General features: G+C 71.1%; 29 protein-coding genes and 1 pseudogene. 8 read left to right on the top strand and 22 right to left on the bottom strand.

The genetic code is table 11. From position 1 onward, the window contains the following. The first annotated feature begins 285 nt into the window (after positions 1–285). Positions 286–1,548, top strand: coding sequence for a serine hydrolase domain-containing protein (locus BMW88_RS19795; RefSeq protein ID WP_089952631.1), 1,263 nt, complete (start codon positions 286–288; stop codon positions 1,546–1,548). A 122-nt stretch (positions 1,549–1,670) separates the two neighbouring features. On the opposite strand, the gene BMW88_RS44435 is transcribed toward BMW88_RS19795, so the two are convergent. Together BMW88_RS44435 and BMW88_RS44440 are read right to left on the bottom strand one after the other, a co-directional pair. Next, positions 1,671–2,198 carry an MBL fold metallo-hydrolase gene (locus BMW88_RS44435; RefSeq protein WP_425434666.1) on the bottom strand — a complete coding sequence of 176 codons (528 nt, stop codon included), beginning with the start codon at positions 2,196–2,198 and terminating at the stop codon, positions 1,671–1,673. Then, positions 2,195–2,569: an MBL fold metallo-hydrolase gene (locus BMW88_RS44440; protein ID WP_425434667.1), complete on the bottom strand. Its 375-nt coding sequence runs from the start codon at positions 2,567–2,569 to the stop codon at positions 2,195–2,197. The genes BMW88_RS44435 and BMW88_RS44440 overlap by 4 nt, the downstream gene beginning before the upstream one ends. A gap of 83 nt (positions 2,570–2,652) precedes the next feature. On the opposite strand from BMW88_RS44440, the pseudogene BMW88_RS19805 reads away from it, so the two are divergent. Beyond that, a pseudogene (locus tag BMW88_RS19805) lies at positions 2,653–3,470 on the top strand (LysR family transcriptional regulator). Between the two features lie 6 nt (positions 3,471–3,476). Here the strand turns inward: BMW88_RS19805 and BMW88_RS19810 are convergent. Further along, the gene (locus tag BMW88_RS19810; RefSeq protein WP_089952632.1) at positions 3,477–4,022 is read right to left on the bottom strand and encodes a class I SAM-dependent methyltransferase; all 546 of its coding nucleotides are present in this window, start codon (positions 4,020–4,022) and stop codon (positions 3,477–3,479) included. A gap of 66 nt (positions 4,023–4,088) precedes the next feature. Here BMW88_RS19810 and BMW88_RS19815 point away from each other — a divergent pair, with 66 nt between their 5' ends. Both BMW88_RS19815 and BMW88_RS19820 read left to right on the top strand, forming a co-directional pair. Next, complete coding sequence (locus BMW88_RS19815; protein WP_089952735.1) at positions 4,089–5,264, top strand: SGNH/GDSL hydrolase family protein; 1,176 nt, start codon at positions 4,089–4,091, stop codon at positions 5,262–5,264. A 96-nt stretch (positions 5,265–5,360) separates the two neighbouring features. After that, complete coding sequence (locus tag BMW88_RS19820; protein WP_089952634.1) at positions 5,361–5,900, top strand: DUF4232 domain-containing protein; 540 nt, start codon at positions 5,361–5,363, stop codon at positions 5,898–5,900. A 19-nt stretch (positions 5,901–5,919) separates the two neighbouring features. On the opposite strand, the gene BMW88_RS19825 is transcribed toward BMW88_RS19820, so the two are convergent. The 10 genes from BMW88_RS19825 to BMW88_RS19870 form a co-directional block, all read right to left on the bottom strand. Then, positions 5,920–6,879 carry a LamG domain-containing protein gene (locus BMW88_RS19825; RefSeq protein ID WP_177221197.1) on the bottom strand — a complete coding sequence of 320 codons (960 nt, stop codon included), beginning with the start codon at positions 6,877–6,879 and terminating at the stop codon, positions 5,920–5,922. Continuing rightward, on the bottom strand, positions 6,879–8,939 hold the full coding sequence (locus BMW88_RS19830) for a PQQ-dependent sugar dehydrogenase (protein WP_089952636.1): 2,061 nt from the start codon (positions 8,937–8,939) through the stop codon (positions 6,879–6,881). The genes BMW88_RS19825 and BMW88_RS19830 overlap by 1 nt, the downstream gene beginning before the upstream one ends. A gap of 331 nt (positions 8,940–9,270) precedes the next feature. Further along, positions 9,271–10,062, bottom strand: a complete 792-nt coding sequence (locus BMW88_RS19835) for an ABC transporter ATP-binding protein (RefSeq protein ID WP_218148136.1) — start codon at positions 10,060–10,062, stop codon at positions 9,271–9,273. An 11-nt stretch (positions 10,063–10,073) separates the two neighbouring features. Next, entirely contained in the window at positions 10,074–11,078 is a 1,005-nt protein-coding gene (locus tag BMW88_RS19840; RefSeq protein ID WP_089952640.1) for an ABC transporter substrate-binding protein, read from the bottom strand. Continuing rightward, positions 11,075–11,896, bottom strand: coding sequence for an ABC transporter permease (locus BMW88_RS19845; RefSeq protein WP_245777922.1), 822 nt, complete (start codon positions 11,894–11,896; stop codon positions 11,075–11,077). Before BMW88_RS19845 ends, BMW88_RS19840 begins: the two co-directional genes overlap by 4 nt. 128 nt (positions 11,897–12,024) lie before the next feature. After that, positions 12,025–12,717, bottom strand: a complete 693-nt coding sequence (locus BMW88_RS19850; RefSeq protein ID WP_089952642.1) for a phytanoyl-CoA dioxygenase family protein — start codon at positions 12,715–12,717, stop codon at positions 12,025–12,027. 4 nt (positions 12,718–12,721) lie between these two features. Next, complete coding sequence (locus BMW88_RS19855; RefSeq protein WP_089952644.1) at positions 12,722–13,705, bottom strand: ABC transporter ATP-binding protein; 984 nt, start codon at positions 13,703–13,705, stop codon at positions 12,722–12,724. Further along, the gene (locus BMW88_RS19860) at positions 13,705–14,526 is read right to left on the bottom strand and encodes a carbohydrate ABC transporter permease (RefSeq protein ID WP_089952646.1); all 822 of its coding nucleotides are present in this window, start codon (positions 14,524–14,526) and stop codon (positions 13,705–13,707) included. The genes BMW88_RS19855 and BMW88_RS19860 overlap by 1 nt, the downstream gene beginning before the upstream one ends. Continuing rightward, a complete protein-coding gene (locus tag BMW88_RS19865) occupies positions 14,523–15,419 on the bottom strand; it encodes a carbohydrate ABC transporter permease (RefSeq protein ID WP_089952648.1) in 897 nt (298 codons plus the stop codon). The genes BMW88_RS19860 and BMW88_RS19865 overlap by 4 nt, the downstream gene beginning before the upstream one ends. Continuing rightward, entirely contained in the window at positions 15,412–16,791 is a 1,380-nt protein-coding gene (locus BMW88_RS19870; protein ID WP_089952650.1) for an extracellular solute-binding protein, read from the bottom strand. Before BMW88_RS19870 ends, BMW88_RS19865 begins: the two co-directional genes overlap by 8 nt. Before the next feature lie 192 nt (positions 16,792–16,983). On the opposite strand from BMW88_RS19870, the gene bla reads away from it, so the two are divergent. Further along, positions 16,984–17,880 (top strand): class A beta-lactamase, encoded by an 897-nt coding sequence (bla, locus tag BMW88_RS19875; RefSeq protein ID WP_089952652.1) that lies wholly within the window; start codon positions 16,984–16,986, stop codon positions 17,878–17,880. Here the strand turns inward: bla and BMW88_RS19880 are convergent. Together BMW88_RS19880 and BMW88_RS19885 are read right to left on the bottom strand one after the other, a co-directional pair. Beyond that, positions 17,873–18,274 carry an ATP-binding protein gene (locus tag BMW88_RS19880; RefSeq protein ID WP_143116155.1) on the bottom strand — a complete coding sequence of 134 codons (402 nt, stop codon included), beginning with the start codon at positions 18,272–18,274 and terminating at the stop codon, positions 17,873–17,875. The genes bla and BMW88_RS19880 overlap by 8 nt on opposite strands. An 81-nt stretch (positions 18,275–18,355) precedes the next feature. Continuing rightward, the gene (locus BMW88_RS19885; RefSeq protein ID WP_089952656.1) at positions 18,356–18,751 is read right to left on the bottom strand and encodes an ATP-binding protein; all 396 of its coding nucleotides are present in this window, start codon (positions 18,749–18,751) and stop codon (positions 18,356–18,358) included. A 126-nt stretch (positions 18,752–18,877) separates the two neighbouring features. Here BMW88_RS19885 and BMW88_RS19890 point away from each other — a divergent pair, with 126 nt between their 5' ends. Further along, positions 18,878–20,056 carry an MFS transporter gene (locus tag BMW88_RS19890; RefSeq protein WP_143116156.1) on the top strand — a complete coding sequence of 393 codons (1,179 nt, stop codon included), beginning with the start codon at positions 18,878–18,880 and terminating at the stop codon, positions 20,054–20,056. A 58-nt stretch (positions 20,057–20,114) separates the two neighbouring features. Beyond that, positions 20,115–20,663: a copper resistance CopC family protein gene (locus BMW88_RS19895; protein ID WP_177221198.1), complete on the top strand. Its 549-nt coding sequence runs from the start codon at positions 20,115–20,117 to the stop codon at positions 20,661–20,663. Here the strand turns inward: BMW88_RS19895 and BMW88_RS19900 are convergent. The 4 genes from BMW88_RS19900 to BMW88_RS19915 form a co-directional block, all read right to left on the bottom strand. Next, complete coding sequence (locus BMW88_RS19900) at positions 20,613–21,797, bottom strand: RNA polymerase sigma factor (RefSeq protein WP_089952662.1); 1,185 nt, start codon at positions 21,795–21,797, stop codon at positions 20,613–20,615. The two genes, BMW88_RS19895 and BMW88_RS19900, sit on opposite strands and share 51 nt — an antisense overlap. Beyond that, on the bottom strand, positions 21,797–22,144 hold the full coding sequence (locus BMW88_RS19905) for a YciI family protein (RefSeq protein WP_089952664.1): 348 nt from the start codon (positions 22,142–22,144) through the stop codon (positions 21,797–21,799). Before BMW88_RS19905 ends, BMW88_RS19900 begins: the two co-directional genes overlap by 1 nt. 111 nt (positions 22,145–22,255) lie before the next feature. Beyond that, complete coding sequence (locus BMW88_RS19910) at positions 22,256–22,531, bottom strand: hypothetical protein (protein WP_143116157.1); 276 nt, start codon at positions 22,529–22,531, stop codon at positions 22,256–22,258. Positions 22,532–22,661: 130 nt separating this feature from the next. Continuing rightward, entirely contained in the window at positions 22,662–23,138 is a 477-nt protein-coding gene (locus tag BMW88_RS19915) for a TlpA family protein disulfide reductase (protein WP_089952666.1), read from the bottom strand. 777 nt (positions 23,139–23,915) lie between these two features. On the opposite strand from BMW88_RS19915, the gene BMW88_RS19920 reads away from it, so the two are divergent. Beyond that, positions 23,916–24,434, top strand: coding sequence for a lytic polysaccharide monooxygenase auxiliary activity family 9 protein (locus BMW88_RS19920; protein WP_089952668.1), 519 nt, complete (start codon positions 23,916–23,918; stop codon positions 24,432–24,434). Position 24,435: 1 nt separating this feature from the next. On the opposite strand, the gene BMW88_RS19925 is transcribed toward BMW88_RS19920, so the two are convergent. The 3 genes from BMW88_RS19925 to BMW88_RS41010 all read right to left on the bottom strand — a co-directional run. Then, positions 24,436–24,843 (bottom strand): DnaJ family domain-containing protein, encoded by a 408-nt coding sequence (locus BMW88_RS19925; protein ID WP_089952669.1) that lies wholly within the window; start codon positions 24,841–24,843, stop codon positions 24,436–24,438. Next, the gene (gene pip, locus BMW88_RS19930) at positions 24,840–25,757 is read right to left on the bottom strand and encodes a prolyl aminopeptidase (protein WP_281249422.1); all 918 of its coding nucleotides are present in this window, start codon (positions 25,755–25,757) and stop codon (positions 24,840–24,842) included. Before pip ends, BMW88_RS19925 begins: the two co-directional genes overlap by 4 nt. A 50-nt stretch (positions 25,758–25,807) precedes the next feature. Beyond that, on the bottom strand, positions 25,808–25,910 hold a 103-nt coding region (locus BMW88_RS41010), incomplete at its 5' end, for an integrase core domain-containing protein (protein WP_143116158.1).

The raw sequence follows: 25,910 nt of genomic DNA on the forward strand, positions 1-25,910 counted from the left end.
GAGCGGCAGAAGAGCCGGAAGGGACCGCCTTAGGTTCATTACTCCACTTTTCACTCGATCGAGTGAAAAGAGGAATGGAGTGTGGTCACGCTCTCACCACCACGGACCACCCCCGGTCTCAATTGGTTTCCAACCGAACTGCTTCAGCGCTTCCACCAGCGGAAACGGCAAATCATGAAGCTGCCAACGAGGTGCAACAAAGAATTGCTGAATTACGGCGTTCACCAACAATTGTCCGATTCGCTCGTATTTGCCGGTTTGTCGATTATCACATAACATCTTCCGATGGGGTGGAATCTGCGGGAACTCATCACAAAACATGACATTCCGGGCGCACAGGTCGCGGTGCTCGCGGACGGCGTGGTCGAGGACGAGGCGGCGGGCGTGCTCAGCCGCCACACCGGCGCCGGGGTGACACCGTTCTCGGCCTTCAGGATCGGCTCGATCACCAAGGTCTGGACGGCGACGCTGGTGCAGCAGCTCGTGGGCGAGGGGCTCGTGGACCTCGACCGGCCGGTGCGCGACCAGCTTCCCGGCTTCCTGCTCAACGACGCCCACGCCACCGCGTCGCTGACCCCGCGCCACCTCCTCGCCCACACCGGCGGCCTGGACGCCAACCACGTCACGGGCGCCGCCACCACCGAGGAGTTCGTGGCCGCGCTCGCCGGCGCCGACCACCCCTTCCCGCCGGGCGCCGTCTTCTCGTACTCCAACAGCGGGTTCGTCGTGCTCGGCCGGCTGGTGGAGGTACTGCGCGGCAAGCCCTTCCACGACGTGCTCCGCGAGCGGCTGGCCACACCGCTGGGCCTGCGCACCGTCGCCACCGGCGGCCACGAGGCGAACCCCCGCCACACCGCGGTGGGCCACGACGGCGGCGTTCCGACCACGAGGCTGGCCGGCTCGCAGGCCACCGCCCCGAGCGGCGCGCACCTCGCCATGAGCGCTCGCGACCTGCTGGAGTTCGTCCGCCCGCACCTCACCGATCCCGCCCTCGCGGCCCTGCGCGAACCGCAGCCCTGCTCCGTCCCCGACTTCGGCGGCGGCATCAGCGGCTGGGGCCTCGGCTGGATGCGCCACCCCGGCGGCGCGGTCGGCCACACCGGTGTCTCCCGTGGACAGAAGGCGTTCCTGCGCGTGCTCCCGTCAGCGGGGCTGGCGGTGGTCGTGCTGACCAACAGCACGGCCGCCGAGGCGTTGGCCCACGAGATCTTCACCGCCGCCGGCCTGCCGGCTCCGCCTCCTGCGGCACCGCCGGCCGCCCCGGAGCCGATCGAGGACGGGTGGTGCGGCACCTACCGCACCACCCTGCACGACATCACCCTCGGCACCGAGGGCGGCAGGGCGTTCCTGACCTACCGCCCGCGCAACGACCTCGCCAGGTCCTTCTCCGGCAAGCCGGAGAACCGGGTCGAGGTGGTCCGGCTCGGCGAGGACACGATCATCACCGCGACCCCGAGGTCCGGTGCCCACCAGGTCATGTCGCTCGTCGGCCCGGCCGCTCGTCCCGGCCTCCTGCACAACGGCAGCGCGGCCTGGAGGATCGCCTGACGTCACCGACGTCCGCGCCGTGGCGCTGCCGCGCACCTCGTCCGCGACCGGGCGGGTTTGCCTCTTTGCGCGGATAACCGAAACCGAGCACCGCCTTGGGCGCACCGCAGCGAAGGCTCTCTTTAGTCAGCACTGAAGCTACCGCGCATACCGTACTCAGCGCAAAGGCACCCGACACCGGGTTCGATCCACTCCTGCCCCGCCCACCCTGGGTGCCGCTCCACGAGCACCGCCCGGACCTCCGCCACGATCTCCTCGACACCCATCGCGGAGTCACGCCGGCGCCAGGTCTCGTCCCGCAGCTCCCGCAGGTAGTCCCGGACCCCCTCCAGGACGCCGACACCACCCACCGACCCGTGGCCCGGCACGACCACGCGCGGCCCGGCGGCGATCAACCGGTCCAGCACCTCGATCCACCCGACGCCGGAGACGTCCGCGTCGTGCGGCGGGAACCACGGGAAGATCGCGAACTGGCCCGTCTCGGCGAGGTCGCCGGTGAACAGCACGCCGGCGTCCGGCACCTCGACCACTTGGTCCCCCACCGTGTGCCCGCGTCCGGTCGGTCGCAACAGGACGGTGCGGCCGCCGAGGTCGAGCGAGTGCACCCCGTCGAACACCACGTCCGGCACCGGCACCTCGGTGCCGGTCACCGTCCGGCGACGGCGCCGCCGAACCCCCGGAACATCTCCAGGTAGGCGGATCCCCTGCGCGCCAAGTCATCCGCCTGCGCGCGGTTCACCACATAGGACCCTCCGAACGCGGAAGCACCGAACGCGTGCTCCGGGTGGAAGTGCGTCGTCGTCAGCAGGACCCGCCGGCCGCGCGCCACCTCCGACGCGAACGCGAGCACCGCGGACGCGTTGTCGGCACCGAGTCCGGTGTCCACCACCAGCACTGCTTCGGCGCCACCGATGACACCGATGTTGGGCACGAGCGAGACGTGGTCGTTCGGGATGACCAGCACATCGGGCGCCACCTCGACGGCGCCGGAGACCTGGACGACGGGATCTGGGAGGTTCATGCCACCCACCTCACCGCCACGCCCCGCGCGCCGTCCAAGACCGGTTGGGCACTCCCGATACCGCGCGGGTATCTTGGCTGATCATGGAGCTGCGGACACTGCGCTACTTCGTCGCGGTCGCCGAGGAGCTCCACTTCGGCCGCGCCGCCCAGCGCCTGCACATGAGCCAGCCACCGCTCAGCCGCGCGATCAAGCACCTGGAGAACGACCTCGGCGCGGCGCTGCTCCAGCGCTCGTCCGCCGGTGTCCGCCTCACCGAGGCGGGCGAGACCCTGCTGGTCGAGGCGAGGGCGTTGCTCGAGCAGGCCGACCGCATCCGCGGCAAGCTGCGCCGCACCACCCTCACCGTCGGCATGCTCGGCGACAACGGCGGGGCGAGGCTCGCGGCGGCGTTCCGGCGGCGGCATCCGGACGTCGAGGTCCGCGTCCGCGAGACCGACCTGACCGATCCCACCTGCGGCCTGCGCACCGGCCAGGTGGACGTCGCCCTCACCCGCGGCCCGTTCGACAAGACCGGCCTGAGGACCAGGGTGCTGCGCCGCGACCCGGTCGGCGCGGTGCTGCGGGCCGACGACCCCCGGCCCGGCGCGACCACCTGACCACCGGGGACCTCGACGATCGCGACTGGTTCCAGTTCCCGGACGGCACCGACGAGATCTGGCGGAGCTACTGGAACGGCGGCAGACCCCGCCGGGGACCGGTGGTCCGCGCGGTGCAGGAATGCGTCCAGTCCGTGCTGTGGAACGGATCCGTGGGCCTGGCCCCGCTCGGCCACGACCTCGGTGAGCTGGCGGTCGTGCCGCTGCGCGACATGCCGCCCAGCCCCGTCGTGCTCGCCTGGCGCGAGGAGGACGCGCTCACCGAGGACTTCGTCGAAGCGGTGACGGCGGCGTACCGCTAGAGCGCGCTACCCGGCGGCGGAGCCGGCCGCGTGGACGGAAACGGCGTAGTCGCCGTGCCGGAACGGTTGGCGGTCCCAGGTCGCGAACCGCTCGACCAGCCTCAGGCCCGCCAGGGCGCAGTGCTCGTCGTACTCGTCGGCGGTGTACCCGCGGTCCAGGCTGAAACCGGCGACCAGGACGCCGCCGACGTGCCTCGCGACACCGGCCACCAGGTCCCCCTGCGTACCGGGCGCGGTGAACAGCGGCACGTTGCCCGCCATCACCACGACGTCGAACGTCCGGCCGAGGTCGAGCGCGGCGAGGTCGGACCGCACCCAGGTGAGGTGCGGCGCCCGCGCCCTGGCGTGGGCGAGCATCGACTCGTCGAGATCCGCCCCGACGACCTCGACGCCGTGCCTGGCCAGCTCGATCGCGACCCGCCCGGTGCCGCACCCGGCGTCCAGCGCGGTCTTCGGCTCGAACGCCCGCACGAACGCCGCCTCGCCGTGCACGTCCACCCCCGACTCGGCGAGCGAGTCGAACCTGCGCTGGTACTCAGCCCCGTTCCACATCCGGCGAGCATAGATCCGAAGATCGGCGGATAGCGGCCGGGTCGCGGCGCTGCCATGGTCGAGTGCATGACGCGCTTTCTGCTGGCAGTGGCGTTGCTCGTGGCCGCGGCCTCGCCCGCGCAGGCCGCACCCGCGCGCTGGGTGGGCACGTGGGCGGCCGCACCGTCCTCCGCCGTTCCCGGCACGGACGGCGGTTATCCGAACTTCTCGATCCGCAACATCGTGCACGTCAGCGCCGGCGGGCGGGAGATCCGCGTGCGCCTGTCGAACGCCTTCGGCCGCACCCCCGTGGTGTTCGGGCAGGTCACGGTGGCGCGCGCGGCCGGTCCGGACACCCCGCTCGCGATGCCCGGCACGATGCGCACCCTCACGTTCGGCGGCGCCACGTCCGTCACCGCCCCTCCCGGCGCCGACGTGGTGAGCGACGGCGTGGCGCTGACCGTGCCGGCCGACTCGGACCTGCTGGTGACCGTCTTCACGCCGGCGCCGGGCGGCCCGGTCACCCACCACCAGCTCGCCATGCAGAACTCGTACTTCACCCGCGACGGCAACCACACGGCCGACGAGTCCGCGGCGGCGTTCCGCGAGCGCACGCAGGTCTGGCATTACGTCTCGGGCGTGGACGTGCGTTCGTCGGCGTTGCGGGGCAGCGTCGTGGCGCTCGGCGACTCGATCACCGACGGGGCGAACTCGACCCCCGGCGCGAACCTGCGCTGGCCCGACCAGCTCGCCGACCGGGTCAACACCCGGCTGGGCGTGCTGAACGCGGGCATCAGCGGCAACCGGCTCCTGCTCGACGGCGGCGGGGCGGGGGTGAACGCGCTGGCGCGGCTGGACCGCGACGTGCTGGCGCAGTCCGGCGTCCGGTCGGTGGTCGTGTTCGAGGGCATCAACGACATCCAGCAGACCCCGCACGAGACCGACCCGCGGAAGATCATCGCGGCGCTGCAGCAGATCGCCGCCCGCTCGCACGACCGCGGGCTGCGGGTGATCGGCGCGACGATCACGCCGTTCAAGGGCTGGTTCAGCTACACCGACGAGCTGGAGCGGGTGCGGCAGGACGTCAACGCGTTCATCCGGACCAGCCCCGACTTCGACGCCGTCGTGGACTTCGACGCGGTGCTCCGCGATCCGGCGGACCCGCAGCGGATCAGGCCGGACTACGACGAGGGCGACCACCTGCACCCCGGTGACAAGGGCTTCGAGGCGATGGCGAAGGCGGTGCGGGTCGCCGCGCTCTGACAGGCGATCGGGCCACACGATCGGGCGATCGGGGTTTGCCGCACACCGCGTACCGGTACTCGACGGTGATCAACTCGAGTAGCCGGAGGGCAGCCGATGCGTGTCAGGATCCTCGTCGTCGCTCTCGTGGCCGGCATTTCCGCGTGTGGAGCGCCGACCGCCGAAACGGCCCCGCGGGGCCAGGTGCCCGTCACGTCCGCGAGCGCGGAGCAGGGGCCCGCGCTGAAGGCGGAGCTGACCATGCAGGGCAAACCCGGCCTCGGCCTGCTGGCCGCGACGAACCAGGGCTCCGCCCCGATCACGTTCCAGGGCTGGCCGAAGCTCTCCTTCACCGACGCCGCCGGTGAGCGCGCGGCCATCCCGGTGGAGCAGAAGCTGGTGCCCGGCGAAGGCCCGTCGATCACGTTGCAGCCGGGCCAGACCGCGTTCGCCGGGGTGCAGCTCGACGTGGACGACGACACGAAGTCGGTCGCCATCAACGAGATGACGGCCGAACTGCCGGGCGTGCCACCCGCGAAGGTGGCCTTCATCGGCACGGACGGCCGGCCGATCTCCGACCTGGGCACGATGAAGGTGAGCGAGGCCGAGGTGAGCACGATGCAGCCGTCTTCCCAGGGCGTGCTGGCGTTCGGCTAGCCACGTCCCACCGGTCCGCTCACGGCGTCGAACGGGCCCGGCTCATCCACCGGTACTGCAGGCGCACCTCCCAGGGCTTCGCCGCCCGGTCGAGGAACATCAGGCTGTCCATCCGGCAGTGGCAGGCGTTGCCCTCGCGGGTGTTCTGCGGGTAGCTGCCGCCGATCTTGATCCCGCGGGGGTCGGTGGCCGACGCCAGGTCCGGCTCCGGCTCTCCCGCGAGCCGCCACGGGTCGCCCGTGACGACGTACCTGCCCGCCAGCGGCTCCGCGTTGCGGTACAGGGCCATCGCACCGGTGTCGAAGTCGACCGTGGCCGCCAGGAAGACCCACTCGTTCGCGGGCAGCAGCTCCCGCCAGTCCTCCAGGGCCGCGAACGTCTGCGACGCGCCGCCGTCGAGCCGCCGGGCCAGAGCCACGAGCTTCAGCTCGCCGTCGACCTGGATCAGCTCCAGCAGCGCTCGCACCGCGTGGCCGTTGGAGTCGCCGGACAGCACACCGGCCAGGCCGATCGCGCCGTAGAGGTCGTCCGGATCGGCCGTGGTGGAGTTCGGGGCCGGGTTGCGGCCCGTCATCTTCACCCAGCCCATGATCGACGCCTGGCGCGCGCCGTTGAACGCCGTCAACGACGGGACGCCGGTCTCGCGGTGGACCCCGGCCTTCCAGTCGTCGTTGCCGGCGGCTTCGGGAGTGATCTGCTTGAGCTGCACCGAGTGCCGTGACCCGGGGAACGCTCCGTCGCGCACCCGCATGTCGGCGCCGCCGTTGACGAGCGACAGCGTGGTGCCCGAACGGCCGCGATCCCGTTCCAGCGCCTCGTTGCCCCGCACCGGGTGCTCGAAGTCGTAGTACGACACCAGGTTGCGCGACAGCGTGGGCAGCACCGCGCCGAACGTGGCGTGCGCGGGCGTGACCGGAAGAGTCCACATCGGACCGAAGCAGAGCACGACGGCCGTGCCGAGGACGAGCAGTCGTTTCATCACCTGACTCCTTCGCCCCGCACGCGGAGGTCGCGCAACCGGCCGATGTTGTCGAACGAGCCGAAACCGACGCGGCCCGACGCGAAGGTCGTGTCCACGGCGGTCATCAACGGATGCGGTGACCCGTCGACGTACACGGCGATCTCGCCTGAGCCGGCGCAGTGCCTGACCCGTACGCGGTGCCACGCCAGATCGCTGACCGCGGGAGCGGCCCCGACGGACCGCGCGGCGTCCCACTGGTGGTCCAGCCGCAGCCGGTCCGCGTTGTCGACGACGAAGATGCCGTTGTGCGGGTAGATCTTGTTGTCGGACGACAGGTGCGCGTAGTAGAACTCGGTGTCCGACCGATACCCGAACACGACCACCACGTCCCGGTTGGCCTCGGCGACCGGCGTGTCCAGCCGCACCGACGCGTCGACCTGCACCGAGCCGAACGCCGGTCCCTTCGTGAGGATCGCGTACTCGAACGGTCGCCGCGGTCCCGGGCGGGCGGTTCCCGGCCGGGCCAGCACGACCTCGCGGCCGGGGAACCGCCACAGCTCGGGCGTCACCGGGTCCCACGAGCGCGCGGACCCGGCGCCGGAGACGAGGTCGTGGCCGGTGCGGCAGGACGCGAAGGTGCGGGCGCCGGTCACCTTCCAGACCTTGCCGTTCGCCTTGGCCAGCACGTGCAGCTCACCGCCGGCGTCCTGGCCGAACCTCAGGTCGACCCGGCTCGGATCGTCGACCAGGGCCTTCAGCGTGGTCAGCCGGCCGTCGGCGTAGACCATCAACTCACGGGAGACGGCCATCGGCCGGCCGGCGCGCATCTCGTGCTCGTCGGCGTAGTAGATCAGGCCCTTCACACCCTCGCCGTAGATGTACTTGCCGCGCAGGGAAGGGATCTTGGTACCGCGGTAGACGAAACCGCCTATCAGCGCGTTGCCGCTGTCGGCGCACGGTGGGGAGGACGGCAGCCGGTTGTGGTCGAACGCCGTCACCGGATAGGTGTAGCCGTACTTGGCGTCGTCGGCCGGCAGCGGGAAGACGCCGCACGACGGGTCGCCGCGCCGGTACTCCCAGTTGCCCTCGCGCTCGCTCCAGCCCAGGTTGGCGCCCTTGCGGACCTCGTACACGGAGTCGACGGCCTTCTCCCCGATGTGGCCGAGGAACATCTTGTGCGCGCCACCGGCGTCCCAGCTGAACCGGTACGGGTCGCGCATGCCGTAGGCGTAGATCTCGCCGAGCGCGCCTGCCCTGTCCACGAAGGGGTTCGAGCGCGGGATGCCGTACTGGCCGTTCACGCCGTCACGGCCGCCCGGATCGATGCGCAGGATTTTCCCCTGTGGCGACGCCAAGTCCTGCGGCACCGTCGTCGAGGCGCCGATCCCGCCGTCCCCGGAGGCGATGTAGAGCAGGCCGTGGTCCTCGTGCCACCGGCGCGCCGTCGGGTTGAAGCCGATCTCCTGGAAGCCGTGGATGAACGACGCGAAGCCGACCCGCAGCACCTCCCGGCGGGTGCCGGAGAAGGCGTCCGAGCCGGGGTCCGCGGCCGTCCACTCGGTGATCACGCCGTGGACCTGCGCGTCCGGCGGCGACGGCAGGTCGGGCTTCCTGCCGGTCAGCGCGGAGCCGGTCTCGGTGTGCACGGTGTAGAACCTGCCGTTGTCCCGGAAGTCCGGGTGGAACGCCACGAACCCGAAGCCGCTGCCCAGGCCGCGGTGGGTGTGGAAGTCGGGACCGACGACCGCGCCCAGGTCCAGGTAGACGAGCTGCGCCCCGCCGGCCAGCAGGTACAGCCTGCCGTTCATGTCCGGCACGAACAGCCGGCCGGAGCCGTCGGGGACCTCGCCGAGGTGGTTGATCCGGTTGTGGCGGCGCAGCCGGGCGTCGGTCGGCGGCGGCACCGGCTCGGACTTCGGCAGCCGCGCCACCTCGGTCAGCTCGAGCCCGATGCCCGAGGCGCCGGGCGTCGGCAACGGGTCGGCGATCGGCACGTCCGGCCGGGCCGACGCGATGGGCACGAACAGCGCCGAGAGAACCACTGTCGTGACAGCCGAACGGGACAACCGTCGGAACATCCCCACCACCCTGTGGGTCAGGCCGTGCCAGCACGGCAGCGGAAAGCGCTTTCCAATGCAGCGGCCCTGGCGAATCTACTCAGCCGGTAGTGCTGTTACAACCCCCTGGGTCGCCGTCCTCCGCAGCAGGACGAAGAGGGGTCGGCGACGACGCGGGTGACCGGCAGGCCGACGCCGCGGCGGCGGATGCTGCCGTGCGGCGGCACCACGACCACCGGTGTGCGGTGGCGGAACGCCCTTGGCCACCCCCGGCTCCGCGCCGGACGCGAGAACCACGGCATCGGATCAACCGGCCGCGCTCTCCCGGTCTCGGCCGAAGCTCCGCCACCGGTCAGTCGTGCCCCGTCACCGCTCCCAGCAGGTCCCGGATGTGCGCCGTCGCCGCGGCGAACTCCGGCCGGGCCATCGTCGCGGAGTAGTCCCGGGTTCCCGGCAGGCCGACCTCGATGACCTCCTGCACCACCGCCGGGCGGCGGGTCAGCACGACCACCCGGTTCGCCAGGTACACCGACTCCGCGATCGAGTGCGTCACCAGCAGCACCGTCGTGCCGGTCTCGCGCCACACCCGGTGCAGCTCGACGTTCATCTGCTCGCGGGTCAGCGCGTCCAGCGCGCCGAACGGCTCGTCCATCAGCAGCACGCGCGGCCGGTGCAGCAGCGCGCGGCACAACGCCACGCGCTGCTGCATGCCGCCGGACAGCTCGTGCGGCAGGGCGTTCTCGAACCCGGAGAGCCCCGTCATCTCGATCAGCTCGTCGGCGCGCTCGGCCGCCGCGGCCGGGTTCATCCCGCGCATCTCGGCCTGCAGCAGGATGTTCCTCCGCGCGGACCGCCACTCGAGCAGCGCCGCCCGCTGGAACACGAAACCGATGTCCCGCCGCGGCCCGCGCACCTGCTCGCCGAGCAGCGCCACCGAACCCGACGACGGCGCCAGCAGGCCCGCGACCAGCTTGAGCAACGTCGACTTGCCGCAGCCGGACGGCCCGACGATCGAGACGAACTCGCCCGGCGCGACGTCGAGCGAGACCCGCTCGATCGCGGTCGTCTCCGCGCGCTTCGACCGGAACCGCACCGACACGCCGGAGATCGCGACGGTGGAGGTGCTTGCCGAGGTGGTGGTCATCCCTGCGGTCTTCATCCCTTCGGTGCAACGCTTTCTTCCCAGTAGGCGGAAGGGTCGGACGCTTCGGTGATGATGCCGGTCCGCTGGAACGTCTCGATCGTCCTCCGCCAGTCCTCCGCGGTGTTGACGCCCGGCGCCTTGCCCTTGGTGGCGTCGGTGTGCAGCAACGTCAGCGTGGTCTTGAACTGCTCCAGCACGACCGCCGGCGACGGGAGCTGCTCGGCGGCGCCCTTCATCGACTCCGCCGCGGCCTCCGGCGCCTTCTCGGCCTGCGCCCACGCCTCCTGCGTGGCCGCGACCATCTTCCGCACGAGCTCGGGGTCCTTCTGCAGCACCGACTTCGAGGTCAGCAGGCCGTTGCTGAAGTAGTTCAGCCCGAAGTCGGCGAACCGCAGGTACCCGACGTCCTTGCCCGCCTTCTCCTCGATCGTCGGCCCCTGGTCGGACGCGAACCCGAGCAGCACGTCGGTGCGGCCGGAGATCACCGCGGCCATCTTGCCCGCGGGGTCGATGTTCTGGATGGAGACGTCCGACTCCCGCATGCCGTTCTGCTTCAGGAACGCGGGGAACGTCTTCGTCAGCGCGTCACCGGCGGTCGTGGCGACCGACTTGCCCTTGAGGTCCTCCGGCCGGGAGATGTTCTTCTCGGTGAAGAACTGCACGGACGCGGGTGTGGTCTGCAGGAACACCCCGATGCTCTTGGCCGGCACGCCCTGCTCGACGGCCGTGGCGAGCGCGGAGGTGTCGGCCCAGCCGAAGTCGGTCTGACCGGCGCCGGTCGCGGTGACGGTCTTGCCGGAGCCCTGACCGGCCTGGATCTTGAGCTTGATGCCGTGCCGGTCGTAGATGCCCTGCTTGACCCCGTAGTAGAACGGCGCGTGCTCGCCGTACGGGTACCAGTTGAGGGTCAGCGTGACCTCCCTGGCCCCACCGCCTCCGGCGGCCGGGTCACCGCCACCACCGCAGGCGGTGATCAGCAGCACCGCGGGGAGCAGGCCTGCGAGCACTCTCTTCATGATCCGCCCTTCGCTGGGAGTGTGGTGACGGCCGCGCCGCGCCTGCTGGCGTGCCAGGGCAGCATCAGCTGTTCGGCGAGGTCGAGCAGGAGGAAGAGCAGGACGCCGACCACCGAGGTGACGATGAGGCCGGCGAAGAGCATCGGGGTGTCCATGTTGCCGTTGGCCTGCAGGATCACGTACCCGAGACCTTCGTTGGAGCCGACGAACTCACCGACCACGGCACCGGTCACGGCGAGCGTGACCGCGACCTTCAGGCCCGCGAACAGGTGCGGCAGCGCGGCCGGGAAGCGGATCTTCACGAACGTCTTGACCGGGCCGCCGCCCATCGTCGCCGCGAGCTCGAGCATCTCGGTGTCGACCGACTTCAGGCCGGTCACGGTGGAGATCACCACCGGGAAGAACGCCATCAGCACGGCCACGACCACCTTGGGCTCGAAGCCGAACCCCAGCCACACCACGAACAGGGGCGCGATGGCGATCTTCGGGATGACCTGCGCGAACAGCAGGATCGGGTAGGCGGTGCTCTCGATCGTGCGCGAGCAGACCATCGCGACGGCGACCAGCACGCCGAGGACGCCCGCGATGACGAACCCGAGGACCGTCTCGACGGTGGTCACCCACGTGTGGCCCCACAGGTAGGACCACTTGTCGATCATCAGCTCGAAGGTCCTGGCCGGCGACGGCACCAGGTAGGCCTCGACGAGGCCGGTGACCGTGACGAGGTGCCAGACCACGAGCAGCGCGGCCATCAGCGCGGCCGGGCGCCACGTCCGCTCGACGACGCCTCGCCAGCGGTCTCCCGAAACCGTGTCCACGAAGCCCCCTCTGGTCGGAAAGCGCTTTCCAGTACGCTATGGCCGGTCCACCGGCGGGTCAAGACGGCGGAGGCGGGCTCGCCGGACCACTGAATCGATCTTTTCGACCACCGCCCGCTCCCCGGCGGTCATGGGCGCTCCACCGAGGAGTAGGTGTTCCCGGCGTGGTCGCGGCCGCGGGCGAGGTAGATCCGGTGGCTGTCCGGCTTGAGGAAGCGGACCGTCGTCGGCATGTACCGCATGGTGTAGCCGCAGCGCCGCAAGGTGCTGCGGTTCGGCGGCGAGCCGTGCACCAGCATGGCCGAGTGGACGCTGCACCCGCCGCGCTCCAGTTCCACGTCGACGGCACGCGACTCGTCGACGGCGGTTTCCCGGTTGAAGAACGAGTCGTCGGTACCGGTGTGCTCGACGGGTGCCAGGTGGCTGCCCGGGATCACGCGCAGGCAGCCGTTCTCGACCGTGGACGGGTCGATGGCGAGCCACACGGTGATCGCGTCGCCCGCCGGGTCGATGCTGTCGCGCCAGAAGTGCGCGTCCTGGTGCCACGGCACGGGTTTGCCGTCACCGGCGGGTTTGCAGATGAAGTGCGACGAGAACAACGCGATGTCCGGTCCGATCAGCGACTCGACGAGGTCCAGCACGTCCGGGTCGAGCAGCCACTCGAACAGCGCGGGATCGGTCAGGTGCGGCACGTCCATGTGCTCGGGGCGCTGCCCTTCCGGCAGGGCCGCCAGCTTGGCCTCGAAGTGCGCGGCCAGCGCCTCGAACTTCGCCGGGGCCAGCACGCTGGAGTGCGTCTGGTAGCCGTCGGTCTGGAACATCGGGTCACCTCACGAGTAGGCCGGTCTCCTTGTCATAGCGCAGAACGCGGGCGGGCGGAGCGTCCACGGTCACCGTGGCACCGACCCGCGGCTCGTCGTCCTCCGGCACGACGTAGCCGATCTGGTCCTCACCGCAGTCGAGCGTCACCAGCGAAGTCACGCCGAGGTTCTCCACAACGGACACCGTGCCGGTGAAGAGCCCGTCAGCGGCCGGTGACAGGTACTCCGGCCGCACGCCGATGACCTCGGCGCCGCGCGGCACCAGGTTCATGGGCGTCGAGCCGATGAAGTTCGCGACGAACGTGTCCGCGGGCCGCTGGAACACCTCGCGCGGTGTACCCAGTTGCCGGATCCGGCCGGAGTCCATGACGGCGATCCGGTCGGCCAATGCCAGCGCCTCGGCTTGGTCGTGCGTCACGAACACGGTGGTGAGCGCCAGCTCCCGTTGCAGTTTCTTGAGGAACGTCCGCGCCTCCAACCGCAGCCGGGCGTCCAGGTTGGACAGCGGCTCGTCCAGCAGCAGCACCTCGGCCGACGCGGCGACGGCACGGGCCAGCGCGGCCCGCTGCTGCTGGCCGCCGGAGAGCTGTCCCGGCCGGCGGTCCAGCAGCTCCCCCAGGCTCAGCCCGCCCGCGGTGCGCACGGCCGTCTCCCGCTGCACGGACTTCGCCGCGCCGCGCACCCGCAACGGGTAGGCGATGTTCTCCGCCACCGTCATGTGCGGGAACAACGCGTAGTCCTGGAACACCATGGCCACCCGGCGGTCGCCGGGTTGTAGTCGCGTGACATCGCGCGACCCGATGCGCACCACCCCGCCGCTGGCGGCCTCCAGGCCCGCGATGGTGCGCAGCAGCGTGGTCTTCCCGCAGCCCGACGGGCCGAGCAGGGCGAACAGCTCGCCGTCGGCGACCTCCAGGTCCAGCGCGTCCACCGCCCGCACCCCGTTGGGGTAGACGGTGGACAGCCCCTCCGCAGTGATGCCCGCCATCAGCTCTTGATGCCTCCGTGGAATCGGAACCCGTACCGCTTGTTCACGAACAGGTAGAGCACGACCACCGGGATGGAGTACAGCAGCGAGAACACCGGGATCACCGTCAGGTTGGCGCTGCCGCCCTCGTCGTACAAGGTGCGCAGCAGGACCGCCGCCGGCTGCCGGCCGACGTCGCGCAGCAGCAGGAACGGCAGCAGGAAGTTGCCCCAGGCGTTGACGAACGCCCACACGAAGATCGTCGCGACACCGGGCCGCGCGACCGGCAGCACGACGTGGCCCAGCACCTGGCGGGGCGAGGCGCCGAACACCCGTGCCGACTCCTCGTACGAGCGCGGTACGGCGTCCATGAAGTCCTTGAGGATGAAGATGGCGGCGGGCAGCATGCCGCCCGCGATCACCAGCGCCGTGCCGAACTGCGAGTTGATCAGGCCGAGCTGCAGCATCATCACGAAGATCGGCACCATCGCGGCCGTGCCGGTCACCACGCTCGACAGCAGCAACAGCAGGTACAGCAGCAGGTCCCGGCCCGGGATCCGCACCCGCGACAACGCGTAGGCCGCCAGTGCCGCGAGCACCGTCGTCACCACGGTCGCGACCACGCACAGCACCAACGAGTTCAGCAGCGATGTCAGCGCGTACGGGTGCCCGAAGGTCGCGACGACGTTCGCGAACGTCCAGTCCGGCCAGCGCAGCCCGAGACCGGGCTTCGAGTCGAACGGCGCGGAGGCGAGCCACAGCATCGGCACCGCGAAGAACGCCAGCACCACCGCGACCAGGACGGAGAAGCCGATTCGCCGGACCACCCACAGAGGACTCACGCGCGCCTCCGCAACAACCTCAGGTACACCAGGGCGATGGCCAGGTTGCCGACCAGCAGCAGCAACGACATCGCGGACGCGTACCCGAGCTGCCCGCTCTCCAGCGCCTGCCGGTAGATCAGCACCGGCAGCACCTCAGAGCGGTGGTTCGGCCCGCCCGCGGTCAGCAGGAACGGCGTGAAGTCGTTGGCCGTCCACAGGCTGATCAGCAGGGTGTTCGTCAGCACGTGCCCGCGGATGTGCGGGAACACCACGTCCCGCACGGTCTGCCTGCCGGAGGCGCCCGCGAGCCGCGCGGTCTCGAGCTGCGACGGCGGCACGGCGGCCAGTGCCGAGCTGTAGAGCAGCATCGAGAACGCCGTGCCGCGCCAGACGTTGAAGATGATCAGACTGGTCATCGGGTACTGCACGAGCCACGCGGTCTGCGGCGAGCCGAGCAGCAGGCCGAGCGTGCCGGTGTCCCGGCTCAGCACGGCGAACCACAGGTACGCCACCACCGTGCCGGGCAGGATCCACGACAGCAGGACGAGCCCCTCGATCGTCCGCCGCAGCCCCGGCCGGACCGTGCGCAGCAGCCACGCCAGCCCGAAGCCGAGCGCGTTCTGCCCGATCACCGCCGAGCCGAGCACGAACAACGCCGTCAGCCACACCGAGTTCGTGAACAACGGGTCGCGCACGGCCTCGACGACGTTGTCCAGCCCGACGACCCGCGGGTTGGCCGCCGCGGGCCCGGTCAACTGGTAGTTCGTGATGCCGATGTAGAGCGTCCAGAGCGCGGGGAAGACCAGGAACACCGCGATCAGCAGCAGCGCCGGCGCGACGAACCCGATCGCGCGGCGGACCCCCAGACCGGCACTGTCGAGACCGGCACCGCCGGGCCGAGAGCTACCCAACGTTGCCCTCGCCGACGGCCTTCACCAGCGCGGCCCGGTAGGCCTTCGCGGCCTCGTCGGGGCTCTTGCCCGCCACCACGTCCGCGGTCGCCTGCTGCAGCGCCGCCGAGACCTTCGGGTAGTCGGCGAGCCCCGGCCGGTACCGGGTGATCGGCAGCACCTCCTCGGCGACGAACGTCAGCATCGGGTCGCCCGCGAGCACCTCGTCGTTGACGTCCTGGCGCTGGGTGAGCTGCGCGGCGCCCGCGAGCGACTCCTTCACGGCCTCGGCGGAGTTGAGGAACTGCAGGAACTCCCAGGCCTGCCGGGGGTAGCGCGTGTTCGGGTTGACCACCCGCACGCCGCCGCCGGACATGCTCACGAAGTCCTGCCCGCCGACGCCAGCGCCGGGTTGCCTGGCCGGGACCAGCGCCCAGCCGACGGCGGTGTCGCGGTCGGGCATCTTCGCCACGCCGTTCTTCGGCTCCACCACGGAACGCCAGAAGTAGTCGCTCTCCAGCAGGATGCCGATCCTGTTCTCGCTGAACAGCGCGAACGACCGGTCGCGGCCCTTGGCCTCCTGCTGCAGCACGGGATCGCCGAGCCCGCCGCCGTAGACCTCGCGGTAGAGCTCCAGGACGTCCTTCACCTGCTCCGAGTCGCCCTGCCACTTCCCGTTCTCGTGGATGGGCCTGCCGGTGCCGGCCAGCAGCGGCAGCACGCCCTGCATCGTCGTGGCCTCGCCCATCGCGGTGCCGGCGTTGAGCTGGATCGGCGTGACGCCCGGCAACGCCTTCAGCTTCGCGCCCGCGTCCAGCACGTCCCGCCACGACCGCGGCTGCCAGTCCACGGGCAAACCGGCCTGCGCGAAGAGCTTCTTGTTGAAGAACAGCACGCGTCCGTCGGTGCCCATCGGCACGCCGTACCGCCGGCCTTCGAACTCGCCGAGCCCCTGCACGGCCTTGGGGATCTGGTTCCAGCCGTCCCAGTCGGTGTTCCCGACGACATCGCCCAGTGGCTTGATCTGGCCGGCCTGCGCGAGCTCGCCCAGCCAGATGCCGTCGACCTCGATGATGTCGCCGCCACCGCCGGTCTTGAGGTCGAGCGCCACCTTGGTCTTGAAGTCCTCGTCACCGGCGCCGTTCTGCTCGAACCTGATCGTCGCGGTGACGCCCTTGGCCTTCTGCTGCTCGGTGAACCTCGGGATCACCCAGTTCTGCAGCCAGTTCGCGCCCCTGGCGTTCTTCCCTCCCGCCACCGCGTTGGCGACGATGGTCAGGGTGATCTCCTTGGCGTCGGCGTTGCGCGCCTGATCGCCCTCCTGCGTCCGCCCCAGGCAACCCGCCAGCAAGGCGCACACCCCCAGCAGCCCGAACACCGTTGTCCGCCGCATCCGTGACCTCCCCACCCAGAGGACCAACTGGTACGTCAGCGACCAACATCGCACCCGATCACTCCGGCCACAAGCTCCCGGCACCCTCTCAGTCGGCGGCTGCGCGGCTGGCCAGGGCAGGAGGTGGATCACCAGAACGCCGGTTGCCGCAGGCCGCGCCGCTGGACCTCCGGAAGTCGATAACGTGGCGAGGTGACCGCTCGACGCACTGTGCTGAAGACCTTCGCCCTGCTCCCGCTCGCCGGCTGCGCAGCCGAACCCGCGGCGCCGGCGACAACGAGCACCACGCCAACGACCACCACGAGTGCCGCACCCGTGCGGCACGACGCGTTGGCCGAGCTGGAGAGGAAGTTCGGCGCCCGGCTGGGCGTCTACGCGACCGGTGCGGGCGGAACGGTCGAACACCGGGCGGACGAGCGGTTCGCGTTCTGCTCGACGTTCAAGGGCCTGGCCACGGCCGCCGTGCTGCACCGCAACCCGATGTCGCACCTGGACACCGTCGTCACCTACACCGAGGCGGAGCTGATGAAGAGCTCGGCCATCACCCGGCAGCACGTCCGGACCGGCATGAAGCTCCGCGACCTGTGCGACGCCGCGGTCCGCTACAGCGACGGCACGGCCGGCAACCTGCTGCTGCGCGACGTCGGCGGTCCCGCGGAGCTCACGCGGTACCTGCGCGAGCTCGGGGACACCGAGACCCGCATGGACCGCGTCGAGCCCGACATCACGTCAGCCACGCCCGGCGACCCGCGCGACACGGCGACCCCGCGTTCGCTCGGCACGGACTACCGGCGGCTCGTGCTGGGCGACGCCCTCCCGCCGGAGAAGCGCGACTTCCTCACCGACCTGCTGGAGCGGTCGGTCACCGGCGCCAAGCGCGTCCGGGCGGGCGTGCCGCAGGGCAGCAGGGTGGCGAGCAAGACCGGCACCGGCAGCTACGGCACCGTCAACGACATCGCGATCGTGTGGCCGCCCGGCGGGGAGCCACTCCTGATCGCGGTCATGTCCAGCAAGGACGCGGCGGACGCCGGCTACGACGAGGCACTCGTCGCCGAAGCCGCCGCCTACGTCGTGAAGACCCTCACCTGACCGAGGACACGTCCGCCCACACGGTCTTGAAGTCGGGGAACCGGTTGTGCCCCCACACCTGCGCCAGACCGTTCACCAGCAACAACCCGCGCTGCCGGCGCCCCAGGAAGCCGATCCGCCCGAGCTGGGGGAACCGGCCGGGCGTCCCGTCGTCCACCTCGACCCGCACGACCTCGCGCTCCGGCAGCCGCAGGATGCGGGCGCCACGAGGTGGCGCGGCGTGGTGGTAGGCGTTGCTCACGAGCTCCGTGGCCACGACCATCACGTCGACCACGATGTTCTCGTGCATGCCCCGCAAGAGACGACGCACCTCCGCGCGCACGTCGGCGAGCGGTAGGGCCCCCTCCGGTAGGACGAGGTCCAGTCGTTCGCTGGACCGTCCTGCGATACCCATCAGTCTCTCCCCGCGCCCTGTTCGTTCAAGGCAGGAGGTCCATACCCGAAATTCCACACCTCGAAACCCGCCGAGGTGGAATCACGGCTCCCGCGGCAGATCGGCCCAGACGACGGTGCCGCCGTGCACCCTGTCCACGCCCCAGCGGTCGGACAACCGGGCCACCAGGACCAGGCCGTAGCCGCGCTGGGGACGGGAGATCTTGCGCAACGGCGGGCGCGCGCGGGCGTCGTGGGTGATCTCGACCCTGATCCTGCCCTGCGCCACCACGACCCGCAGGAACGACGGTTCCGACGTGTACCGGTAGGCGTTGCTGACCAGCTCGTTCACCACCAGCAGCACATCGGAGACGCAGTCGGCGTCCTCCCCGGTCAACTCGATCCGCACCCAGCGCCGGACGGTCGCGAGTGACGGCCGCTGCCTGCCCAGTGGCAGGTCCGCCGCCTCACCCGTTGTCGCTGCCTGGTCGCGAGCCAAACCGCTCCTCGGTCAGTTGATCAGTTCCGGGGCGGGTTACCCGACTGCATCGATCGTCAAACCAACCGCTCCGCCGGTGCGAGGGAGCTACCCTCACCGCACCGCCGCAACTCCAGGGGGAACCGCGTGCCCAGGTCCTTGACGCCCTTGCTGGTCGCAGTGCTGGTCATGTGCTCGGCGCAGCAGCTGCTCACCCCGGTGCTCTCGCCGTTGTCCCAGGACCTCGGCCTCGACGCGACCCGGCTGGGGCTCGTGCTCACGCTCTCCTCGGTGGCGTTCGCCCTGTCGAGCCCGCTGTGGGGCCTCGCGCTCGACCTCGCCGGACTGCGCCCCGTGCTGATCGCCGGGCTCGGCCTGTGCGTGCTCGGGTTCGCCGGGTTCGCCGCGGCGGTGACGTTCGGGGGCGACGAGACGCTGCCGACCGGTCTGGCGTTCACGTTCGTGCTGGTCTGCCGCAGCCTGCTGCTGGGCGCGGGCATCGCCGCGCTGCTCGTCGCCGCGCTGGCCGTCGCGGGCATCGTCCCGGCCGGGGAAGGCGACCGCACCAGGGCCGTCGGTCTCGTCGGCGCGGCGCAGGGGCTCGCCGCCGTCCTGGGCCCGGTGATCGGCGGCGCCCTCACCGTGGTGTCCCTGGTGGTGCCTCTCCACCTCGCGACCGTGATCGCCGTGGCGCTCGCGGTCGGGGTCCTCCTCGTCGTCAGGCAGCCCGTCGCCGAGCACCCGCAGCCGCCGGTGCAGCCGTGGGAGCTGCTGCCCGCCTTCGGCGTCGGGCTCCTGCTGCACCTCTCCCTCGGGCTGGCGCAGGTCGCGGCCGTGTCGCTCGTCCTGCACGGGCTGAACACGCCGGTCACGACGGGCTCGGCCGGACTCGTGCCGGCCGTCGCCGCCATCGGGCTCGTCGTGACGCAGGGCGTGGCCGTGCCGCTGCTGAGGTGGCCGGCCGCCCGGCTGATGAAGATCGGCGCGCCGATCGCGGTGGCCGGCTACGCGTTCCTGGCGGGCGCGCCGTCGCTCTGGCTGGTGGCGCTGGCGTTCCTGGTGGTGGCCGTCGGCACCGGTCTCGCGGTGACCGGTTTCGCCGCGGCGGCCTCGCTCGGCGTCGGGTCGCGGCACCAGGGCCTGGTGGCCGGGCTCGTCAACGCCACGGTCGGGGTGCCGCTGGTCGTCGCACCCATGCTGAGCGGCCTGCTCCACGACGTCGAGCCGCTCGCACCGGTGGTCGCCGCCGGGGTGGCCGCCGCCCTCGCCGTCGGGCTGTCACTGGTCCCGGTAGGCGTCGCACGGATCCCGCAACCAGCCGCGTGAAGCCGTGCCCCGGCAGCCGGACCGGCCTGCTGATCGACGAGGCCGTTACGCTGCGCGCGTGAGGCGTTACTTCAGCGCGCTCGTGCTGGCACTGCTCGCCGCGACGGCCGTGGCCGTCCCCGCGCAGGCCCACGCCGAGCTCAAGAGCAGCAACCCGGCGTCCGGCGCGGCCCTCGACGCCCCGCCCCAGCAGGTCGAGCTGACCTTCAGCGACGTCATCAGCCTGCCCGACGGCCCGGCGATCACGATCACCGGGCCGGACGGCGCCACGTGGCCCGTCACCCAGGCGGCCGCCGTGGACAGGACGATCACGGCGAAGGTCGACGCCGGCGCCGCGAAGGCAGGCGCGCACACGCTCGCCTGGCAGGCGAAGGCCGACGACGGCGACACGATCTCCGGCACGTTCACCTTCACGATGAACGTCGCAGCGCAGACCTCGTCCGCGACCCCGGCGTCGTCGGTGGCGGTGAGCGCGCCGGTGTCCGGCACTCCCCCGTCGGCCACGCCCTCGCCGGAGTCCGGTGGCGTGCCGGTCTGGGTGTGGATCCTGGTCGCGCTAGCGGTGGTCGTCGGCGCCGTCCTGCTGGCCCGCCGCCGCCAGGCGTAGCCGGGCGCGCAGGAGGTCGCGTTCGGCCGGGTGCTCCGCCCGTTCGAGGGCCGCCTCCAGCGCTGCCCGCGGATCCTCGCCGAGCCGCTTCAGCAGATCCGCGCGCACGGCGTGGAACAGGTGGTAGCGGTCGAGGTCGAGCGTGTCGACTTCTCGCAACGCCGTCCGCGGGCCTTCCACCTCCGCGACCGCGACGGCCCGGTGCAGCGCCACGACCGGGCTCGGCGCGATGGCCATCAACTGGTCGTAGAGCGCCACGACCTGGTGCCAGTCGGTCGGCGGATCGGTGTGCACGGCGTTGATCGCGGCCTGGATCTGGTACGGGCCCGGCTGGTTCCGGCGCAGGCAGCGGCGCACGACGGCGTGCCCCTCGCTGATCAGGTCCGCGTCCCACAGCGCCCGGTCCTGGTCGGCGAGCAGGACGATCTCGCCGTCCCGCAGCCGTGCGCCTCGCCGTGAGGCGACGAGCAGCATCAACGCCAGCAGGCCCCACACCTCCGGTTCGTCGGGCATGAGCAGCGCCAGTACCCGGCCGAGCCGGATGGCCTCCGCCTCGAGCTCCGCCCTGCCGAGGTAGCCCTCGTTGAAGATGAGGTAGACGACGGCGAGCACCGCTTCGAGGCGTTGCGGCAGGTCGGCGTCGCGCGGCACCCGGTAGGGGACGCGGGCCGCGCGGATCTTGCCCTTCGCGCGCACGATCCGTTGCGCCATCGTCGGTTCGGGCACCAGGAACGCCCTGGCGATCTCCGCGGTCGTGAGGCCGCCGAGGAGCTTCAGCGTGAGCGCGACCTGGGCCTGCGGGGCGAGTGACGGGTGGCAGCAGGTGAAGATCAGCCGCAGGCGGTCGTCGGGCACGTCGGGCACCTCCTCGTCCTGGTCGTGGTGCGCCAGCGCGGCCTGGGCGTGCTTCTCCCGGCCCTTCGCCTCGCGGCGGAGCCTGTCGATCGCGCGGTTGCGGGCGGTCGTGATGATCCAGCCCGCGGGCGCCGGCGGGACGCCGTCGACCGGCCACCGCCGCACCGCCGTCGCGAAGGCGTCCTGCACCGCCTCCTCGGCGAGGTCGAGGTCGCCGAGGAGGCGGGTCAGGACGGACACCGCGCGGCCGTACTCCGCGCGGAACACTTCCTCGACCATCAGTACGCGATCGGCCTGACCTCGATCGACAACGGGCTGAGCACGGCCGCGAGCCGGCGTCCCCACTCGAGCGCCTCGTCGAGGTCGGCCGCCTGGACCACCGTGAAGCCGCCGATGTGCTCCTTGCCCTCGGCGAACGGCCCGTCGGTCATCAGCACGCCGTCGTCCTTCGCCCTGAGCACGGTCGCGGTCGACGGCGGGTGCAGACCGGCCGCGAACACCCAGGCGCCCTTGGCCCGCATCTCCTCGTTGAGCTGCCCCAGGTCCCGCATGATCGGCTCGAGCACGTCGGGCGGAGGTGTTCCCCCGTCGGGCTGGTAGATGCTGAGCAGGTACTTCTGCGTCATCGTGGTCTCCTCTCGCCCCTTGTACGAACGCGCACGGCCCGTTTCGACAACTATGGCGGCCGAATCCAGGTGGACGGCACCAGGGGAACCGCGCGGAAGGTGCGCTGAGGTTCAGTTGTGCATCGACACGAGCTGGCGGCGCATGCGTTCGCGCAGCAGGTCGACCACCTCGGTCACGGTGGCGGCCTCCGCGTAGGCCTGCACCTCGACCCACTTGAGGTCGAGCCGGGCGTGCGCGTGGATCACGGACCTGTCCGCGGTCAGGTTGACCCACGCGAAGTCGACCCGGTCCGGCGCGCAGCGGTCCAGCGAGCCGATCCGCGCCGACGCGCAGTCCCTGGCCTGCTCGGGAATGGCGTCCGCGAGCGAGACCTGGATGTAGTCCATCGACACCGCCTCCTCGGGCATGGCGCGACAGCGCCGCGTGGCCACTCCGACGATACGAACCCGGCCGCGCCGCCGAACCGGGCGTTGGTCCCGAGAACGCAGGGTCTTCGTCCCAGGAGGGGTTTCGCGGTCACGTCTCGGGCGTCAAGGCGGACACGCGCTGGTCGAGCTGCTCCTCGGTGGGTGCTCCGACGAGCAGCTCCACCGAGCCGTCGCTGCCGACGAACGCCAACGTGGGCTGCGCGGTGACACCGAAGCGCTTCCACACGGCGCCATCGAGGTCGGCCAAGTGCGGGAACCCGGTCATGCCGTGGTCGGACACGAACTTCTTCATCGCGTCGAGCTGGTCCTGCGCCGCGACACCGACGAACTGGACCCGGTCGTGCCGCTCGGCCGTCTTCGCGACCTTGGCCGCCTCGGCGTTGCACGACGGGCACCAGGGCGTCCAGAACCACAGCACGGCGGGGTGGCCGACGAGCTTGTCACCGCGGAACTCCGCTCCCTCCAACGTCTTCGCGGTGAACTGGAACTTCTCCGGGGGCGGCGCCTTCTCCGCGCACCCCGCGAGCAGCAGCACGACTCCCAGCAGCAGTCCGAGGACGCGCATCGGCTCCTCACCTCCTGCCCGGGGCTACGGCCTCACGTCTCCTCCGGTTCAGCCGTGACCCGGTGCGTCCCGGGACACCACGGAAAGGGCGTCGTCGAGGACGCTCTCCTCCTCGTCGGCGGTCGGCCGGGCGACGGGAACGATCCGGCTCAGGGCGAGGCATCCTGAACGTCGCGGGGATCGGGGACAAGACGCTGTTCCGGCACGTCGCCGAGCCGGGCGCGGTGCCGGTGGGCCTCGCCGACCCCGGCGACGGCGGTTCCGGCGTCGCCGGGATCCTCAAGTCGTTCGAGATCATGCCGGCCGCGGACGGGTTCAAGAAGGTGCTGGGCGACACCTGGGTGTCGCTGGTCCAGCTCCGCCCCGGCGGCAGGACCTCCGCGGCAGCGTCCTGGTCTACGGCAACACCACCGAACCCGGCGCTCCGGCGTCGAAGCCGCAGTACGCCGTGTGGGCGGCGGACCGGTTGCGTCCGAGCTGACGGCGGCGGCTCGGTCCGGACGTGTTCGCGGCGTCCGGCCCGGGGGTGCCGCGAGGTCCGGCAGGCCGGGCCACAGGTCGAAGTCGCCGCTACGACCCCCTCCACGACGCGGTTCCGAACCCGCAACCCGTCCCACGAAGCCAGCCCAGGCACCGCGGAATCCCACCGGACGGGAAGAGGATCGGCGACTGATCCACCACCACGTCTTGTGGCGTCTCAATTACTCGCGGTATGGTCTAGACCTTCAATCGCCGCCGCGATGTAACGGACACCCACATCAAGGCAAAGGAAGTCACATGAAGATTCGACGCAGGGTCGCCACGGCGATGGCCGGCGTTCTCGCTGCACCGGTGCTCCTCGTGGCTCTCCCCAGCGGCACGGCGTTCGCGCACGGTTACGTGTCCTCGCCCGCCAGCCGTCAGGCGCAGTGCGCCAGCGGCGTCGTCAAGGACTGCGGGGCCATCCAGTGGGAGCCGCAGTCGGTCGAGGGACCCAAGGGCCTGCAGAGCTGCAACGCCAACCTGTCGCAGTTCGCCGTGCTCAACAACGACAGCAAGGGCTGGAGGGTCACCAACACCGGTCGCACGGTGACGTTCAACTGGACGTTCACCGCGCGTCACCGCACGCGTGACTACGACTACTTCGTCGACGGCCGCAAGGTCGCGACGTTCAGCGGCAACGACCAGCAGCCGCCGGCCACCGTGTCGCACTCGGTCAACGTGGGTTCCGCCGGCAAGCACAAGGTGCTCGCCGTGTGGAACATCGCCGACACGCCGATGGCGTTCTACTCCTGCATCGACATCAACGCGAGCTGAGCTAATCGGCGCGTGAGGTCCCCTTCCGCTCACGCACCAGCTCCTCCACGTCGAACGGCATGAGGTTCAACGGCGGGCCGGACAACGGTTTCCGCAGCGCGTCGAGGATCTTCGCGTTCACCTCACCGATGATCGCGCGCGCCTCGTCGTCGGTCGGGGCCGCCAGGGCACGGGCCTTGGCGGTCTCGGCCTGCTTGCGCAGGACCAGGGAAGGGGGCAACCCTGCAGTGCCCTCTTCCTCCCGCACCTTCCGCTTGATCCACCAGTCCTCCTCGAGCGGCTCACCCGCTCCCGGCAACGGCTTGCCCGCGCTCGGCAGGTCGTCGAACTCGCCGCGCTCCTGCGCCTCGCGGATCTGCCTGTCGACCCACGACTCGAAGCCCACGGCGAGCGGTTTCCGCCGCGTCACGGGGAGAACCTCCTGACCGCGGCGCCGATGGCCTCGGCGAACGCGGGGCTGCCCTTGTGGCCGCTGTCGTCCACGAGGGTCAGCTCGGCCTCCGGCCAGGCCTGCGCCAGCCGCCACGCCGTGTCGGCCGGGCAGCTCAGGTCGCGGCGGCCGTGGATCAGCGCGGCGGGGATGCCGGCGAGCTTTGCCGCGTCTGCCAGCAGGTCGTCGACGAAGCCGAGGTTCGCGTAGTAGTGCGCGATGATCCGGACGAGCGCGATCATGTCTTCGGACGCACGGCCGGCGAACACGTCCGGCTTGCCGTAGTTCTCCAACGACAGCACGGTGTCCTCCCACCGCACCCACTCCAGGGCGGCCCGCTCCCGGACGGCGTGGTCCGGGCTTTCCATCAGGTCCGCGTACGCCCGCACGACGTCGGCGGGATCGCCGGCGTGTGCGCTGAAGCGGGCCCACGCCTCCGGGAAGAACCGGGAAACGCCCTTGTAGAGCCAATCCAGCTCACGGGCGGACGCCAGCGTGATCGCGATCAGGATCATCTCGCTGACCCGCTCGGGGTGGCGCTGCGCGTACGCGACGCCGAGCGTCACGCCCCACGAACCGCCGAACACGAGCCACTTGCCGATGCCCAGGTGCTCGCGCAGCTCCTCCATGTCGGAGATCAGGTGAGCGGTCGTGTTGACGCTCATGTCGGCGGCGGGGTCGCTCGCGTGCGGCGTGCTCAGGCCGCAGCCGCGCTGGTGGAAGATCACCAGCCGGAACTTCTCCGCGTCGAGGGCCTTGCGCGCGCCCTTCGCCGGCCCTCCCGGGCCTCCGTGGAGGAACACGGCGGGCTTGCCGTCCGGGTTGCCGACGACCTCCCAGTAGACCTGGTTGCCGTCACCGACGTCGAGCATGCCGTGTTCGTAGGGCTCCACGATCTTCAGCGTACCGAGCTAGATGTACTGACTCGTGACGTTGTTGACGTCTAGGCGGTCAGTCGGGTGATGGGTGGCTGGCCGCCGAGGGCGGTGTGGGCGCGTTGGGTGTTGTAGTTGTGGACCCAGCCGGGCAGGGCGGCCAGGCGGTGG

This window comes from Lentzea xinjiangensis (assembly GCF_900110955.1).
In the GTDB taxonomy this organism is placed as follows: Bacteria; Actinomycetota; Actinomycetes; order Mycobacteriales; family Pseudonocardiaceae; genus Lentzea; species Lentzea xinjiangensis.

Coding starts and splice junctions, on each gene's coding strand:
- BMW88_RS19795 (WP_089952631.1), top strand. CDS start 286: ATGGGGTGGAATCTGCGGGAACTCATCACAAAACATGACATTCCGGGC.
- BMW88_RS44440 (WP_425434667.1), bottom strand. CDS start 2,569: ATGAACCTCCCAGATCCCGTCGTCCAGGTCTCCGGCGCCGTCGAGGTG.
- BMW88_RS19810 (WP_089952632.1), bottom strand. CDS start 4,022: ATGTGGAACGGGGCTGAGTACCAGCGCAGGTTCGACTCGCTCGCCGAG.
- BMW88_RS19815 (WP_089952735.1), top strand. CDS start 4,089: ATGACGCGCTTTCTGCTGGCAGTGGCGTTGCTCGTGGCCGCGGCCTCG.
- BMW88_RS19820 (WP_089952634.1), top strand. CDS start 5,361: ATGCGTGTCAGGATCCTCGTCGTCGCTCTCGTGGCCGGCATTTCCGCG.
- BMW88_RS19825 (WP_177221197.1), bottom strand. CDS start 6,879: ATGAAACGACTGCTCGTCCTCGGCACGGCCGTCGTGCTCTGCTTCGGT.
- BMW88_RS19830 (WP_089952636.1), bottom strand. CDS start 8,939: ATGTTCCGACGGTTGTCCCGTTCGGCTGTCACGACAGTGGTTCTCTCG.
- BMW88_RS19835 (WP_218148136.1), bottom strand. CDS start 10,062: ATGACCACCACCTCGGCAAGCACCTCCACCGTCGCGATCTCCGGCGTG.
- BMW88_RS19840 (WP_089952640.1), bottom strand. CDS start 11,078: ATGAAGAGAGTGCTCGCAGGCCTGCTCCCCGCGGTGCTGCTGATCACC.
- BMW88_RS19850 (WP_089952642.1), bottom strand. CDS start 12,717: ATGTTCCAGACCGACGGCTACCAGACGCACTCCAGCGTGCTGGCCCCG.
- BMW88_RS19855 (WP_089952644.1), bottom strand. CDS start 13,705: ATGGCGGGCATCACTGCGGAGGGGCTGTCCACCGTCTACCCCAACGGG.
- BMW88_RS19870 (WP_089952650.1), bottom strand. CDS start 16,791: ATGCGGCGGACAACGGTGTTCGGGCTGCTGGGGGTGTGCGCCTTGCTG.
- BMW88_RS19880 (WP_143116155.1), bottom strand. CDS start 18,274: ATGGGTATCGCAGGACGGTCCAGCGAACGACTGGACCTCGTCCTACCG.
- BMW88_RS19900 (WP_089952662.1), bottom strand. CDS start 21,797: ATGGTCGAGGAAGTGTTCCGCGCGGAGTACGGCCGCGCGGTGTCCGTC.
- BMW88_RS19905 (WP_089952664.1), bottom strand. CDS start 22,144: ATGACGCAGAAGTACCTGCTCAGCATCTACCAGCCCGACGGGGGAACA.
- BMW88_RS19910 (WP_143116157.1), bottom strand. CDS start 22,531: ATGGACTACATCCAGGTCTCGCTCGCGGACGCCATTCCCGAGCAGGCC.
- BMW88_RS19915 (WP_089952666.1), bottom strand. CDS start 23,138: ATGCGCGTCCTCGGACTGCTGCTGGGAGTCGTGCTGCTGCTCGCGGGG.
- BMW88_RS19920 (WP_089952668.1), top strand. CDS start 23,916: ATGAAGATTCGACGCAGGGTCGCCACGGCGATGGCCGGCGTTCTCGCT.